Genomic DNA, 15,414 nt, shown 5'->3' with positions numbered 1-15,414 from the left:
ACAGTTAAAGGTGATATCAATCCATGACTGAAGCATTCTCTCCGAAGAACATCATCGTGACCGGTGGCTGCGGCTTCATCGGTTCCAACTTCGTCCACTACGTCTACAACAACCATCCCGACGTGCACATTACCGTGCTCGATGCGCTCACCTACGCCGGTAACCTTGAGAACATCAAGGGCATCCTCGGCGACCGCGTCGACTTCGTGCACGGCAACATCTGCGACGCCGAGCTGCTCGACAAGCTCGTTCCCGGCCACGACGCCATCGTGCACTACGCGGCCGAATCGCACAACGACAACTCCATCGCCAACCCGGAGCCGTTCCTCAAGACCAACGTCGAGGGCACATTCCGTCTGCTCGAGGCCGCCCGCAAGTACGACGTGCGCTACCACCACGTGAGCACCGACGAGGTCTACGGCGACCTCGCGCTCGACGATCCGGCCAAGTTCACCGAGGAGACCCCCTACCATCCGTCCAGCCCGTACTCGTCTACCAAGGCCAGCTCCGACCTGCTGGTGCGTGCGTGGCACCGTACGTTCGGCGTGCGCATGACCATCTCCAACTGCTCCAACAACTACGGCCCCTACCAGCATGTGGAGAAGTTCATCCCGCGCCAGATCACCAACATCCTCGACGGCCTGCGTCCGAAGCTGTACGGCGACGGCAAGAACGTGCGCGACTGGATCCACACCGAGGACCATTCCTCCGCCGTGTGGACCATCCTCACCAAGGGCCGCATCGGCGAGACCTACCTCATCGGCGCGAACGGCGAGCGCAACAACATCACCGTACTGCAGGACATCCTCGAGGTCATGGGCAAGGACCGTGACGACTTCGACTGGGTGAAGGACCGTCCGGGCCACGACCGCCGCTACGCCATCGACTCCACCAAGCTGCAGACCGAGCTCGGCTGGAAGCCCACGCACACCGACTTCCAGAAGGGCCTTGAGAAGACCATCGTCTGGTACACCGAGAACCGTGCCTGGTGGGAGCCGGCCAAGGCCGCCACCGAAGCCAAGTACAAGGCCCAGGGCCAGTGATCGACTGATCCCTTCCGGCTCCCCCACGAATGGTGGGGGAGCTGTCTGCTTTCGGCAGACCGAGGGGGCGTACGCAGATGTACGGCAAGTCATGAGTCCATATACATGGCAAGAAACGACGAACGAGGAGTAATCATGGCATTTGAATTCGAGAAGGAACTGAAGGTCACCGAGACCAACATCCCCGGTCTGCTGGTGTTCGATTTGCCCGTGCACGGCGACAACCGTGGCTGGTTCAAGGAGAACTGGCAGCGCGCGAAGATGACCGCGCTTGGTTTGCCGGACTTCGGACCGGTGCAGAACAACATCTCCTTCAACGCGAAGAAGGGCGTGACGCGCGGCATCCACGCCGAGCCGTGGGACAAGTACATCTCCATCGCCACCGGTGAGATCTTCGGTGCGTGGGTGGATCTTCGCCCGGGCGAGACGTTCGGCCAGGTGTTCACCACGCGTCTCGACCCGAGCCGTGCGATCTACGTGCCGCGTGGCGTGGGCAACAGCTTCCAGGCGCTTGAGGACGGCACCGCGTACACGTATCTGGTGAACGCGCACTGGAGCCTCGAACAGAAGAAGACCTACACGTTCGTGAACCTCGCCGATCCGGAGCTCAACATCCAGTGGCCGATTCCGCTGGAGGAGTCCGAGCGTTCCGAAGCCGACCTGCATCATCCGATGCTCAAGGACGCCAAACCCATGGCTCCGAAGCGCACGCTCGTGACCGGCTGCAACGGCCAGCTCGGCCACGCCATCCGCGCCTACGCCGAGGCCCACGACCTGCAGGGCTTCGAATACACCGACATCGACGAGTTCGACTTCTCCGACCCGGCCGCGTACGAGGCCTACGACTGGAGCCTCTACGGCACCATCATCAACGCCGGCGCCTACACGGCCGTCGACAAGGCCGAGACCGCCGAAGGCCGTCCGGTCGCATGGAAGGCCAACGCGCAGGGCCCGGCCCTGCTCGCCAAGGTGGCCAAGGAGCACAACCTCACGCTCGTGCACATCAGCTCCGACTACGTGTTCGACGGCACCGTCGAAGAGCATGACGAGACCGAGGCGTTCGCCCCGCTCGGCGTGTACGGCCAGACCAAGGCCGCCGGCGACATCGCCGTGGCCAACGCGCCGAAGCACTACATCCTGCGTTCCAGCTGGGTAATCGGCGAGGGCCACAACTTCGTGAAGACCATGATGATGCTTTCCAACCGCGTGGCCGATGCCGACGACGCCCTGAACCAGGTGACCGTCGTCGACGACCAGCTGGGCCGACTCACGTTCACCAAGGACATGGCCGAAGCCATCTTCGCGCTGCTCGACGGCAACGCCGAATACGGCACCTACAACCTCACCGGCTCCGGCGCCGTGAAGAGCTGGGCCGAGATCGCCGCCGCCGTGTTCGACCAGACCAACGGCAACGGAGGCAAGGTCAAGCCGATCTCCACCGCCGAGTACTTCAAGAACGCGAAGAGCCCGGTCAGCCCGCGCCCGGTGCACTCCGCCCTGAACCTCGCCAAGATCGAGGCCGCCGGCTACAAGCCCGCCGACTGGGAGGAATCCCTCAAGGCGTACGTCGCCAAGGAACTGGGGGAGTGGCGCTCGCACTCTTCTTTTTGAAGATTTTGACATAAAGCAAATGCAAGGCCGTCTGTGGGTGAAATACGAACCTGCCGGCAGGTCAATATGGTTGAAGTATGGTCTTTTCATAATTGCAGACCGAACTATTATCCGGTTGAGAAAGTGATATGGTCTAGCCATGGTTGATGTGTTCGTGAGTAATATAAGGGTTATGCTCACGGACACATTGGTTTCGATGTAGCAAAGGTGGCGGCTTATATGTATATTGCAAAGATTAAATTCCATAATTTTTAAAAGCTATAGAGGCGATCATGTTCTTGTTTGTTCTCCATCGATGAACATTTTTGTCGGTAATAACAACTGCGGGAAGACTACCGTTTTTCATGCTGTTAGTTTTATCGAATCAGGTGGTGACCCTGACGTTTTGCTGACTCAGGGGGAAGATGGAGATGTGTCTGTCGAACTTGAGTTTCGAGGTTCAGATATTCCATCAGTAATTTCTTCATCGGAGAATTTAAAGAAGTATGAGGGATATATTTGCCAAGATAGTGATGGTTATTTCCTGCGTGTAATGAGGTCAAGCAGGGAAGAAGATATCGTCCAAAATAAGAAACATCGTAGCCTGAGTATCAGAAATGTACGTATCTATAACCCCGAGACGAAACAATTCGAAAATCCCACGGGAATTGATAAGACGATTAGCGCTTTATTTGATGCGCAGTATGTGTGGGCGGACACTAACAATGATGATTTCCATGATTTCGGTAAAACCAAGATTATCGGTCGTTTGATTAGCGATGTAACAAATAGTTTTAAAGACAGTGATACTTGGGGGAAGTTCGAGGAAGCTCACAGGCATGCCTTTGGGCCAAACGAGAACGGCAGCATTGCTACGTTGCTTAAACCCATTGAGCAGCGCATTGAGTCCATTCTTGGTGAACAGTACGGTCAGGTAGGGGTAACGTTCAACTTTGGCTTACCCCAGCTTGATACATTCTTCAAAACCGGACACGTGGATTTAGCGGATAATGGAATCACTACGGATAGTTCCCTGAAGGGAACAGGACTGCAACGTGCATTAGCTTTGGCTTTGATTCAAGTATATGCAGGAGTTGATGTTAGTGAAGCTGGTGCATCTGGTAAGCCGTTCTTGTTTTTCCTTGACGAGCCAGAAACATTTCTCCACCCGACTGCACAAGATAGGCTGCTAACTGCGCTTGACCGGTTGTCCGCACATTCACAAATATTCCTTACGACTCATTCTCCATATTTGTTGAGGCATTTTGACGCTCAGAAACATTGTCTATATGTCTTCTCCCATGAAGGGAGAAGTTCTAAGTTTCTCTGCGGAGATAGACTGAATCGTTTTGCAGGGATCAGTCCTACGTGGGGAGAGATTAATTATTTTGCTTTCAATGTAGTCAGTGTGGAGTTTCACAATGAGCTATTTGGGGCTTTGATGACGTTGTTGAAAAAACGTGGGTACGTTACTGGCACTATTGCATCAGTGGATAACTATTTAGTAGAACAGCATAATTTTGAACGGAAATATGAACGTTTCGATGACCGTAACTTTAAAGTCGATTCCAATAACAAAAAATGATATCCGATAAAGTTGGAAACATTACCGGTGCATATACGGAATTTAATCGACCATCCTGAGACAATCGGGAAAAAGAGCGAGGCCATGGACTTCTGTAAACGCAATCCGGGATTCTTCGCGCAATGCAAGAGGAGGCATGAACAAGACGCAACTAAAACCACTTGGCGTGCCCCTGATTCTGTTGATGATATTGAGGAGCTGACTAATCGATATTCGCAGGAAGAGCTGAGACAATCTATTGAACAATTGCTTGGTGTGTACGATAAGTTATCGTCTAAGTGATGATTGATGTTGGCGGGTTATCGCAAATTCTTCTGGCAACGAATCTTTCGATATTTCCGGTTTTTGAACTTCATGCCGTGGTGTGTCCTGATAAAGTCTGGTATTCATCAGTCTGTCTATCACTGTCGAGGAGCGGGGAATGAAATCAGGCCATATCAGTACACTGAACATACTGAAGAGATTCAGGAAAGTGCTCTTGCGCAAATGACGAAGGAATATTAACAGGATGATTGTGTCCAAAATCAGTCGGCCTAGGCACGGCAAAGAAGGCCGCCATGAAGATGTCTCCAAGCAATGGAGTGCACGAAGGATTATTGTTCCCTCAGCCGTCGTTTTGGGCGTTATCGGTATGTTGCTGTACGTTTACCATTCCATTGTGTTTGGTAATTGGAACTATTCCTATACCAACTGCCTGTATCGCTGGAAGCCGTTCAGCTCTTTAAATGTGGAAACTGGGGGCTTCTGTTACTCGGATATTTCCGATAACGTACTGCCCATTGCGTATTCAACCATTCATCAGGGCATATTCACTGCTTGGGTACCCTCGTTCAGTATCGGAGCCCCCCAGGGAATAAATCTTTATTTTTCCCCACTGAATTATCTGTACATGCTGCCCTTCGGCGCGGCGATGCTGCTTATTGCCATTGTCAAGGTCGTCGGTGCCTTTGCCGGCATGTACCTGTTCGTCAAGCAGATGGGGTATTCGGCACGGGGCGGTTTCATCGCCGGAACCACATATGCTCTGTCTGCAGCCATGGTTACATGGCAGGGCTGGCCCCATACCGAGGTCGGCATGTACGCCCCATGGCTGTTCCTCGTACTGGACAAGCTTATTCGCGAACTGAAAGTTCGTTACATGGTAGAGACGGCGATTATCGTCTTCCTCATGCTTACTGCTGGTATGCCGACCTTTGCCGCATACTTCTTCTATCTTGCGTTTGCGTATGCTGTGTTCTATACATGCCGAACGCATTGGAACCATTGGAAAACCTTTGCTGCTACATTGGTTGCGGGCATAGGGTCGGTTGTTATTGGCGTCGTGATGTCTTTGCCGTATACAGGTGGTCTTCTGACTTCGGTGGGATCCAATGGATATTCTGAGTCCCGTGCTGGATGGAGTTCCATTGGCCTTGAACTACCGCAGCTCAAGACACTGCTGTTCCCATTCCTTGCCACGAGTACTACGCGAAACAATATTGAAAGCATGTTGTATACGGGTGTGCTCGCCATCATCACACTTGGTTTGGTCATTATCAATTTCAGAAAGAAACCTCGCGTAGGCTTCTTCGCCGTCACGTCGGCCATTGTGCTGTTGCTGCTCTTCACACCGGTTTTCGATGTCATCTTTACGCACATGCCGATGGTCAATACATCATACAAGTTCCGTATTGTCATACTGTTGAACTTTGCTTTGGCCATTCTTGCCGGCATTAATATAGACGATCTTTTTGCTCATGTTCCCTCCGAACTGGTGGATAAACTTAAGATTTGGGGAGTTCTGGCAATCGGCTTCATCGTCTTCGCGCTGGTTGCGTGGCGTACCCGGAACACTGAGCTTACAGCACACTGGACAGGAGCCAACCAGAAGTATGTGGTGTACGTTTCTGCCGCCCTTGCCTTTGTAGTGCTTCTTCTGGCCACATGCATCACGGGTAAAGGCCGAGGCGTCAGGGTTCTTTCTCAGATTTGCTCTGTTGCCATCTGCGCTATTGTCGTGTTGGATACCGGCTTTTTTGCCGCCCAGTATCTTCCACTGACGCAGAAGGGTGCTTCCGCTATTCCTCCTGCTACGCAGACGATTCAGTATCTTCAGGCGCATACAAAGAACGGGGAGAAAATCGTTTCCAAGAACGTGGACTTCCCTGTAGATTCCCCCATGTTCTATAACCTTCGTGATATTCGTGGCCATGGTCTCAGTATGACGAATGAGGATATCAAGGCTTATTATTCGGCCATTGACCCCAGCGCATATACTTCAAGCCCAACCAATACGATTTTCTTGAATACGAAGAATGAGAATCTTCTTCGCTACATTGGTGTCAAGTACATTGTCAGCAGCCCGAACCAGGAGAACAATCCGGAATACTCAAGTGGCGCAGGCATGAAGACTGTGGGTAATGACGGGTTGCTGGTCAAGGAACTTGATAATCCGGCTCCCAACGTTCAGCTGGTATCCAACGTGCAGGTCTATAAGACCAACGCTCAGGTGCTAGCCGCCATGGGGAAGGAATACCAGGGGAACACGGTGTTCTTCAGCAAGGAATATGGCGTTCCCCAAGGCGAAAGCACCCGCTCTGTTGCTGCAAACGATGCGGATACCACTGCAGGTGTAGTGTCCATTGATCAGAAGAGCAACGGCAACATGATTATTTCCACCAAGACGAGTTCCGATCAGTATCTGCTGGTCAATGAATACGACGACGGCAATTGGAAAGCCTACATCGATGGGCAGGAGACCTCGATATACAAGGGCAATGGGCTGTTCCGTGCTATCAAGGTTCCGTCCGGTTCTCATCGCATCGAACTGGAATACAAGCCGACGACCTTGTATCGGTTCTTCGCCGTTGCCGGTGTCGGAGTGGTATTGCTCATCGGTCTTGCTGTGTTCTCCAAGAAGGAGAACGTCTGGTTGCGGAATCTTCGTGACACAGAGTATTCGGCGGTGTAAGTAGCTGCGATTTTTGGAGTGCCTGTGGAAAGATCTGTTCCATATATGAGCTTTCCACAGGCATGATGCGAGGGGTTTGACTATGCAGTGGTGCGGCTGTATGCGCTGCTAGGATTGGTGTGGTTTGTGGCCGCTGCTATTCTTGCTCGGCTGGGTTTTTATTGTATCGCCGTGACCATGTTGTTGGCCGGGCGGGGAATGGGGCGGTTTGCGTCGTGGTCTGGTGCTGAATCTGATCAGCAATGTGATGTTCTTTGTCAGCGGCTATGTGCTGCATTACTTCCTTGGCAATTCGATGCCGCCGGCGGCGTACGGCGTGGTGGGCACGATCATCACGGTGCTGGACTTCGAGTATATGTTTGTCTCGAATGGTGCCCGCCAGTCGTTGGCAAGCCAGATTTCGCGGCATAAGTACGATATCGGCGATGTGATTGGCAAGACGATACTGTTCCAGCTGTTGGTCATCGCGGTGTTCTTCTCTATCAATTTCTTCGGTGCGCCCCTGTTCGGCATTGTGCTGAACGACGAGTCGTTGGACTTCTACTTCCGTGTGGCCGCGTTTCTGGTCATCGCCAACGGTCTGCAGGTGATTCTGCTTGGCATCAATGATGGTTTGCAGCGGTTCGGCACGAGTGCATTGCTGAGCACGTTCTATCCGATTGCCAAGCTGGGCGTGATTCCGTTGATTATCTTCGTGTTCGTCGACGACCCGGTGTTGGGCGTGGAGGTCGGCTTCCTGCTGGCCGTGGCGTTGACGATTCTGCTTGGCTGCGTGATTCTTGCGGCGAACCATGCGCCGCTGAAGGTGCATCGGCCGGAGAAAGTGCCGTTCGGCGAGGTCGCGCACCATACGCTGAGCTTCTCGTTCTTCTTCATCATGGTGTCGCTGGTGCTCAGCGTGGACACGCTGATCGTCAAGGCCGTGGTCGAGCCGGCCGCCATGGCGGGCTATTACACGGGTGCGATGAACTTCGGCAAGATCGCCTACTATCTGCTGCAGGCGTTCTCCACGGTCATCCTGCCGGTGGTGGCCAAGCTGGTCGCCGAAGGCAAGATGGAACGGGCCTTGGAACGCATTCAGGAGCTGCTGCTGTTGGTGTTCGTGTTCATCCTGCCGATTCCCGTGGTTATTTCGGCCAGCAGCGAATCCCTGTTGCTGGCGTTCTACAGCGAGGGCTTCACCGTGGCGGCGCCCACGCTGTCGTGCCTGGCGTTGTCGAACTTCTTCATGGGCATGACCGTCATTCTGAACATGGTACTGAACTCGTATGGTTCGAGCCGGTTCTCCGACGTGTTGTCCATCGTGTCGCTGGTCGTGGTCGTGCCGGTGTTCATCCTGTCAGCCAAATTCGGCGGCATCGTGGCCATCGCGGTTGCGAGCGTGACCTGCACGTTCATCACCATGGCCGTGTCGTTCATTCGTGCGTACCGCAAGGTCGGCCGCGTACTGACAAAGACCGCGTGGCTCGTGGTCGGCTCGAACGTGCTGCTGTGGTTGGCGGTATGGTTCGGCTTCCGGTTCTTTTCCACGTCGAACCTGCTCGTGCTCGGCCTGATCTACGCGGTCGTATACGTGGCATACATCGGTGTACTCATGGCCTGCAAGGTTGTCAGTCTCGGCAGCCTCAAGAAGCTGGGTGCGTAAAAAGACCAAAAGGTCACCGATTTTTGGTGACCTTTTGTTTACCGCTTTTTCGGATTCTTAATCCAAGCTGCCAACTGCTTGGTAATCTCTACGCTGGTGAACTGTTCGGCAACAAGCGCGGCGTTGATCTGTTCCTTCGCGAGCTTGGCGGAATCGGAGAGCAATTCCTCAATGGCAGCGGCCAAAGCCTCGGCATCACCGGGCTTCACGAACACCACGCCATCGCCGAGCATACGGCGCTGGGGAGCGGTATCACTGGTGATGACGGCGCATTTGGCGGCCATGGACTGGTACACCTTGTTCGGCACTACATGCAGGCCCTTCGGCGTGGTGGAGAAGATGCCCAGCGAGATTGCATGGCTGGCCACGACCTTCGGCAATTCCTCCGGCTCCACCCAGTCCTTGAACTCCACGTTGTCGAGTCCCTTGGTGATGGCGCGGACCTCGTCGTAATCCTGGCCCTTGCCGATAAGCGTGAAATGCGGTGTCAGACCACGGTCGGCAAGAATCTTCGCTGCCTTAGCGATGACAGGCGTGCCCTGCAACGGCGTATACAGGCCGTAGAAGACGATGTCCTTCGTGCGGTTGTCGCCGGCGGCATCGCCCGCCTCATACCATTCCTCGGGTGCACCTACCGGAATCACCATGCCGTTGTCACCGGGTTGGAGCATGGCCTTGTGCTCCTCCGTATCGAGCACGGCAAGCGTGGAGGCGTTGATGGCCATACGGTCGAGCTTCTTGAGCAGCTTGACCTTCAACCCCTGCGCACCACGGTCTTTGGCGGTGTCTCCTGCGAAGATCAGATGATCGAGGATGATCGGCGTCTTCTTGAACACATGATGTGCAAGCAGTACGTCGAAATGCCCCATGTAGCCCACGAGTACGGCGTCGGGTTTGCCGTTGCTGCGCATCCACTGCTTGGCATCCTTGCGAAGCTTGTTCCACAGCGTAAGAAGATTCCAGCCGAAGCCGAACAGTTTCCACGGCTTCTTGAGAATCTCCACGCGCTGAGCGGTTGACAGCTCCAGCGGATGGTTGATCTCTTCGACGATGCAGCCGTTCTGGTGCAATCCGTCGATGAGAATGCCTACGCGCGGGTGCTTACGGACGTTATAAGTGCCGAATGCGAGAACGCGGGGTTGAGAGGAGGACATGATGAGTCTTTCGTTGGTGGGAAAGGAACGGGGAGGTGACAGCAGGGGGAGTGTAACGGCGACTTGCGTCGCCGGCCACCCCATCAGTCAGCCTTTGGCTGACAGCTTCCCCTCAAAGGGGAAGCCAGAGGAATCAATCAGTCGTTCTCGCCGGGCAGGCCAGTCGCTTCACCGGTGTAGCCGCCGAACTCGTCCTGCTGGGCCCAGATCTTCTGGTAGGGCAGGGAGTATTGGATTTCCTTGGTGCGTTCCAGCTCATCCTCAACGAGACGACGCTGGATGCGCTGCACTTCGGAGATGATCTGCAGCGCGAAGCACAGGGCGCCGAGCATGAGCAGCGCCACGCCGAGCATCAGCGACTGCAGGTGGCCTTCGGTCAGTCCCATGGCGGCCAGCACGAGGAATCGGATGATCGGAATCAGGCCGGCGATGGCGAACACGATACCCGACCACTTGAAGATGACGTTCGACTTGAACATCAGGAAGCTGCGGATGATGGCGCCGCCCGACTTCGCCATATGCTCGAAGATGTTCGAGAACAGGCGGGATTCACGCGTCTTCGGGTTCGTGGTGATGGCGTACGACGTGATGGCGATGCGCTTGTTGCCCGCCTGGATGATGGTCTCCATGCAGTAGCTGAACTCGGTGACGATGTTCAGCTTGATGAGCGCCGACTTCGAGTAGGCGCGGAAGCCGCTGGCGGCGTCGGGGATATGCGTGCCTGCGGCCTTGTTCACCACCCAGGAGCCGAAGTGCTGCATGCGCTTCTTGAACCAGCTGAACTCCTTGATTTTCGCGGTCTGACGGTCGCCGACCACGATATCCGCCTCATGGCGCACGATCGGCTGCACGAGCTCGGCGATGGCGGCGCTCGGATACTGGTTGTCGCCGTCCGTGTTCACCACGATGTCGGCGCCGTGCTTCAGCGCATAGTCCACGCCGTCGCGGAACGCGCGGGCCAGGCCCATCGGCTTCGCATGATGCACCACATGCTGCACACCAAGGCTGCGCGCCACCTCGACGGTCTTGTCGGAGCAGCCGTCGTCGATGATCATCAGCTGGATGTCATCGATGCCGGGAATCTCCTTCGGCATGTTCTCCAACACGAGGGGCAGGGTCTTTTCCTCGTTCAAGCATGGAATCTGGATAAAAAGTCGCATCGTACCTTCAACTACTAACGATTATTAATCTTTTACGATAAGAGCCGCCAACCATTCTAATGGTTGGCGGCGAACTATGAACGGCAGGAAGCCGAGGCTTCTCGCAAGTGGCGATTACTCCTTGCCCTGCACCTTGCGGGCGACGGTCTTGAGCAGCTCCCTCTGCTTGGAGCCGATGGGGGCGAGCTTGTCGGCGTACTTGCGAATCGGGCTGTCCTCCGCAATCACCCTCTCATGATGGGCGGGAGTATGCGGAGGTTCGATGCCTGCGACCTGTGCCATCAGCTGCAAGGCGAACGGGGTGTGCTGCGCATACTGCCAATACAACGGCGCGAAATCGCACCACGGGTTCTTCCACGGCTTGTCGAAACCGGCGTAATGCAGGATCTTCGGCTCCTTGCGGGACTCCAGATACGCCTTGTACGCGGGAGCGGGCGCGAACGAGAAGATGTTCTTCACGCGGTCGGCGCAGTCGTGCATCACATCCCACGCGTAATCGATGTACACCACTTTGCCCTGGCACTCCTGGTTCAGAATGTCCTGGTCGTTGTAGATGTAATCGGGATCGGAGGCGATGGTCAGCCATTCGGCGACCGAATGCAGCTTACGCATCTCCTTGAGGTTCATCACCAGTACGCCGGCCTGGAAGTAGTCGTACGGGTTCGTCATGCCCAGCTTGTTCTCGGCGTATTCACGGCGTTTGCCGTCGGGCATGTTGAGATTGCCGAGGAAGTCGAGGTCACGCACGGCGGCGATGGCCTTGCCATCCACGTTCGTGTGGTAGAGATCGGCCACATCGCCGTTGACGATGAGATCGGAATCCAGGTAGATGATGCGGTCATAGAACGGCAGCGCATCCTGAATGAGGAATCGGTAGTAGGTCTCCACGCTGATATGGGCGTTGCTCGTCGTAAGCGTGTAGTCGCCGATGATCGGATCCACGTCGAAGAACCGCAGCGTTGCATTCGGATACTGTGCCATCATGTTCTGCATCAGCGTCTTGTTATAGGCGCTGATGTTGCGTTCAAGCACGATGAGGTCGTAGTGGAAGCCGCGCGAGGCGTTCTCCATCAACGAATACAGGGTGGTGGTGAGCATCGGCACATAGGCGTTGTCGGCGGCGAACACCACGGGGACGATGCGGTTCATATCGGCCACGTTGTCACGGGCCTGATTCAGCGGCTTCAGCGACTGGGTCTTTTCGGGGAACATGAAGTGCACGCACTGCAGATGCTTCACCTTCCAGCCCTTGCCCATGCGCAGCTGATGCTTCAGATAGATGTTCAGCAGACGTTCCGCGAGATGACCGGGCGTACGCAATCCCTCGACGTCGTAGTACGACATGTCCGTGGTCGCGGTGAACTCGTCAAGCAAGGGGAACAGCCATTCGCAGTAGTCGAAGAAGATGTCCTTGCGCATGATGAACATGTTGCAGAACGACGCCTCGTGACCGTTGAGTACGGCATCGGCGTCATCCCTGTATTCGGGATGCCGACGGCACAGAATGTCGTAGACGTGGCGGAGATCCTTGAGATGCAGATGCTTGTTCGAGGAGTAATGCGCCTTGAGATTCGCGTAGCCGTCCATACGGCGCACGGAATTGACGGGGGAGACGATGACGTCCCAGCCCTCGACCTGGTTGGCGATGTGCTCGTCATCCAGACCGTATTCGCGGATGGTGCCTTCATCGATGTAATCGTCAAGAATCTCGCCGTAGATGTTCTCCTCGTGCGGGGTTCCGGAGAAATCGAAATAACGGCGGTAGTGGCAGAAACCGTAGTAGTCGGCGTCGGCGTTCTTCCAGGCCCAGTACTGCGCAGTCAGCTCGCAGTACATGGGATTGACGTCGGAGATGTTGTCTCCCTCGTCGTCGTGCAGAACGTTCTTGAAACGAACGGGAGCGTTCTCCGCACCGACCTGAATCGGCCGGAGAATGGAGCTTTCGGGATATTCGACGTCTTTGTGCGAAGCGACGAAAATGTTGATGACTGGCGAGGAGTCGGAGGTCGTCTTATCCATGCTTTCCCTACTTGAATTATCGAGATCGTTGTTTTCCTGAATGGAAAAAATTCTAGTCTATTCACCGGTGAACGGCCGGATGTGTGCGCGATGCCGCCACGTACCCCTCACACCGCTCACACTCGCGTTCACACTGCTCACACCACGAACCGCACATACGTGCGGTCGTCGAACGATTCCATGGTGGGGGAGAAGCTCTTGGTGTCCTTGAACTCGCGGATGAGCAGCGGGTCCTTCTGCCGCAGCCGCAGCAGTTCGGTTTCGGAATCGTCGAGCGTGGGGCACAGGATCGGGTATCCGTCGCTGGCGAGCACCACCTCGTCGCCCGGATGCACAGGCACCGCATGGACCGGGTATTCCGGATCGGTGAAGCCGTCGAACACGAAATACCCGTACTCGCCGCGCTGGTTGGCGAAGTTCGCCTGCATCTTCAGGAACGGCATGATGGCGTCGCGGCCGGGATCGGCGAACACCGCGGTGGACGTGACCGCCGACAGCGGCACCGCGTCGGCCACTCCCACGCCGACTCCGCTGGCCTTGGCGGCATCCTGCGCCTGGAACACGAAACTGCGCAGTTCGGCCAGCAGCAGGTCCACCTTCTTCATCGTGGGAATGCGCTTGCCGTTGACCATCGCCAGACAGTCGCCGAACAGCCAGATCTCATGCTGAGCCTCGCTGTAGACGACCATGTTCGCTTGCAGACGCTCTGTGGGATGCTGACGGAAGAAGTCTGGGGAGAGCGGCGACGCCTCGTATCGGTCGTGCAACGCGGCGTCGAGCCGCTGCTGCATCGCGCGCATGGCTGCGGGGGCGTTTGACGTGAGCTGCGCGTTAGGCCACGCGTACGGCGACGGCTGCGACTGCACGATCTGCTCCAACGCGGCCAGCAGCGTATCCTTCGCCACCACGCCGGGCGTGGGCATCCATATGCGTTCCGACGCCTTGCTGGTCACGCCGTCGACCACGGCCACGAAGCCGCCGCCTATGAAATAGCCATCCTCGTTGAGCGATTGATCACGGTGTTTACCGTGCGTAAACTCCTCAATGATGTTCATAATCCTCCATTGTGGCACGCAGCCGGGAGTATATTACTCGATTTCGAGTTCGACGATGAGCGCACGATGATCGGTGCGGGGAATTTTCGCCGAATGCGCCGACTTCGCGACGATGCCGTTCGTATGCAGCACGTGGTCGATTTCAATAAGCGCCGGGAACGTGGGCCAGCTGGCCGGGAACGTGTTGTTCCAGCCGCGATGCAGTTCCAACGACGAATCGGCAAGGCCGGAACCCTGCCGCAGCGCATCGCGGAAACTGGGATGATAGACGCTTGAATTGAGATCGCCGAGCACCACTGCCGCGCAATGTGGCGCCGTGGAATACTGCTTCGGCGTGCCGTTCGCATCGGTCGGCAGCTTGGCGCTGTCCGTCGCTTCGGAGGATTCGCCGGCGGCGTTGCACTTATCCGCGCGAACGGAGAATTGGCCGAGTGCGCGCACGCCGTCGCTCCAATCCTGACCGCTGCGAGGCGGCGACTTCGGATGCACGGACGCGAATTCCACGATCTGACTGCCGAGCCGCACCTTCGCCACGGGGGCCGCCGCGGCGCTGATGTTCACCGATTCGTCGGCGTACGCCATCGGCTCGAAACGCATGAACAATGCGTTCGAGCCGGCATTGTCGTCGGGCCGCGACTTGCCGAGCACACGATAGGGCAGTTCGTCGTCGATATGCGAGACCTCAAGACGATGGATGAGATCGTCGTTCACCTCCTGAACGGCAAGCAGATCGATGTGTTCCTGCTTCACCAGATGCATGATGGTGCCGGTATCCGCACGGCCGTAGCGGGTGTTGAGCGTCATCACGCGGATGGTTCGGGAGGCTTGTGACGGTGTCGATGATTGCGACGACGAAGTCGACGTGGCCGTTGCGTCGTCGGTGCCGTCATCGTCGGCCGTCGTCGACGATACGGCCGACGACATGGCGACCGACTGTCGGGGAACGCCGAGTATGGTCGTCACTGCGGCAGGCATCGGCACGACGTATGCCGCCTGCCACAGCAGCTGCACGACCAGCAGCACTACGGCCATCACGCACTGCGGCCACATGCGCAGCACGGCGGCGAGCGCCAGCAGCAGCACGACTGGCACGATGAGCAGCGGGATAAGCGCGATGACTTCGGGCAGTGGACGATGCCGGTCCGCGCCGGCCGGCAGGTATTTCAATGCCATCCATAGCGCGATGACGGTGAGCAGAATCCAAAGAATCACG

General features: G+C 56.2%; 10 protein-coding genes. 5 read left to right on the top strand and 5 right to left on the bottom strand.

Features of this window, described 5'->3' with window-relative positions:
* The first annotated feature begins 23 nt into the window (after positions 1 to 23).
* From rfbB to CS006_RS02650, 5 genes are all read left to right on the top strand, one after another.
* Complete coding sequence (gene rfbB / locus CS006_RS02670; RefSeq protein WP_100510210.1) at positions 24 to 1,043, top strand: dTDP-glucose 4,6-dehydratase; 1,020 nt, start codon at positions 24 to 26, stop codon at positions 1,041 to 1,043.
* Positions 1,044 to 1,178: 135 nt separating this feature from the next.
* The gene (locus CS006_RS02665) at positions 1,179 to 2,654 is read left to right on the top strand and encodes a sugar nucleotide-binding protein (RefSeq protein ID WP_100510209.1); all 1,476 of its coding nucleotides are present in this window, start codon (positions 1,179 to 1,181) and stop codon (positions 2,652 to 2,654) included.
* Between the two features lie 226 nt (positions 2,655 to 2,880).
* Positions 2,881 to 4,218 carry an AAA family ATPase gene (locus CS006_RS02660; RefSeq protein WP_279324813.1) on the top strand — a complete coding sequence of 446 codons (1,338 nt, stop codon included), beginning with the start codon at positions 2,881 to 2,883 and terminating at the stop codon, positions 4,216 to 4,218.
* Positions 4,219 to 4,726: 508 nt separating this feature from the next.
* Positions 4,727 to 7,168, top strand: a complete 2,442-nt coding sequence (locus CS006_RS02655) for a YfhO family protein (protein WP_100510207.1) — start codon at positions 4,727 to 4,729, stop codon at positions 7,166 to 7,168.
* A 208-nt stretch (positions 7,169 to 7,376) separates the two neighbouring features.
* A complete protein-coding gene (locus tag CS006_RS02650; protein ID WP_100510206.1) occupies positions 7,377 to 8,813 on the top strand; it encodes an oligosaccharide flippase family protein in 1,437 nt (478 codons plus the stop codon).
* 38 nt (positions 8,814 to 8,851) lie between these two features.
* Here the strand turns inward: CS006_RS02650 and CS006_RS02645 are convergent, their stop codons facing one another.
* From CS006_RS02645 to CS006_RS02625, 5 genes are all read right to left on the bottom strand, one after another.
* The gene (locus CS006_RS02645; protein WP_165777188.1) at positions 8,852 to 9,967 is read right to left on the bottom strand and encodes a glycosyltransferase; all 1,116 of its coding nucleotides are present in this window, start codon (positions 9,965 to 9,967) and stop codon (positions 8,852 to 8,854) included.
* A gap of 137 nt (positions 9,968 to 10,104) precedes the next feature.
* Entirely contained in the window at positions 10,105 to 11,127 is a 1,023-nt protein-coding gene (locus tag CS006_RS02640; protein WP_100510204.1) for a glycosyltransferase family 2 protein, read from the bottom strand.
* A gap of 114 nt (positions 11,128 to 11,241) precedes the next feature.
* Positions 11,242 to 13,146, bottom strand: coding sequence for a DUF4422 domain-containing protein (locus CS006_RS02635; RefSeq protein ID WP_100510203.1), 1,905 nt, complete (start codon positions 13,144 to 13,146; stop codon positions 11,242 to 11,244).
* 137 nt (positions 13,147 to 13,283) lie between these two features.
* Positions 13,284 to 14,201, bottom strand: a complete 918-nt coding sequence (locus CS006_RS02630) for a hypothetical protein (RefSeq protein ID WP_100510202.1) — start codon at positions 14,199 to 14,201, stop codon at positions 13,284 to 13,286.
* A 33-nt stretch (positions 14,202 to 14,234) separates the two neighbouring features.
* Complete coding sequence (locus CS006_RS02625) at positions 14,235 to 15,413, bottom strand: endonuclease/exonuclease/phosphatase family protein (RefSeq protein WP_100510201.1); 1,179 nt, start codon at positions 15,411 to 15,413, stop codon at positions 14,235 to 14,237.
* Between the last annotated feature and the right edge of the window lies 1 nt (position 15,414).

The organism is Bifidobacterium primatium (assembly GCF_002802875.1).
GTDB classification, from domain to species: domain Bacteria; phylum Actinomycetota; class Actinomycetes; order Actinomycetales; family Bifidobacteriaceae; genus Galliscardovia; species Galliscardovia primatium.
This window is presented reverse-complemented; position numbering and strand designations above follow the sequence as displayed.

Coding starts and splice junctions, on each gene's coding strand:
- rfbB (WP_100510210.1), top strand. CDS start 24: ATGACTGAAGCATTCTCTCCGAAGAACATCATCGTGACCGGTGGCTGC.
- CS006_RS02665 (WP_100510209.1), top strand. CDS start 1,179: ATGGCATTTGAATTCGAGAAGGAACTGAAGGTCACCGAGACCAACATC.
- CS006_RS02655 (WP_100510207.1), top strand. CDS start 4,727: ATGATTGTGTCCAAAATCAGTCGGCCTAGGCACGGCAAAGAAGGCCGC.
- CS006_RS02645 (WP_165777188.1), bottom strand. CDS start 9,967: ATGTCCTCCTCTCAACCCCGCGTTCTCGCATTCGGCACTTATAACGTC.
- CS006_RS02640 (WP_100510204.1), bottom strand. CDS start 11,127: ATGCGACTTTTTATCCAGATTCCATGCTTGAACGAGGAAAAGACCCTG.
- CS006_RS02635 (WP_100510203.1), bottom strand. CDS start 13,146: ATGGATAAGACGACCTCCGACTCCTCGCCAGTCATCAACATTTTCGTC.
- CS006_RS02630 (WP_100510202.1), bottom strand. CDS start 14,201: ATGAACATCATTGAGGAGTTTACGCACGGTAAACACCGTGATCAATCG.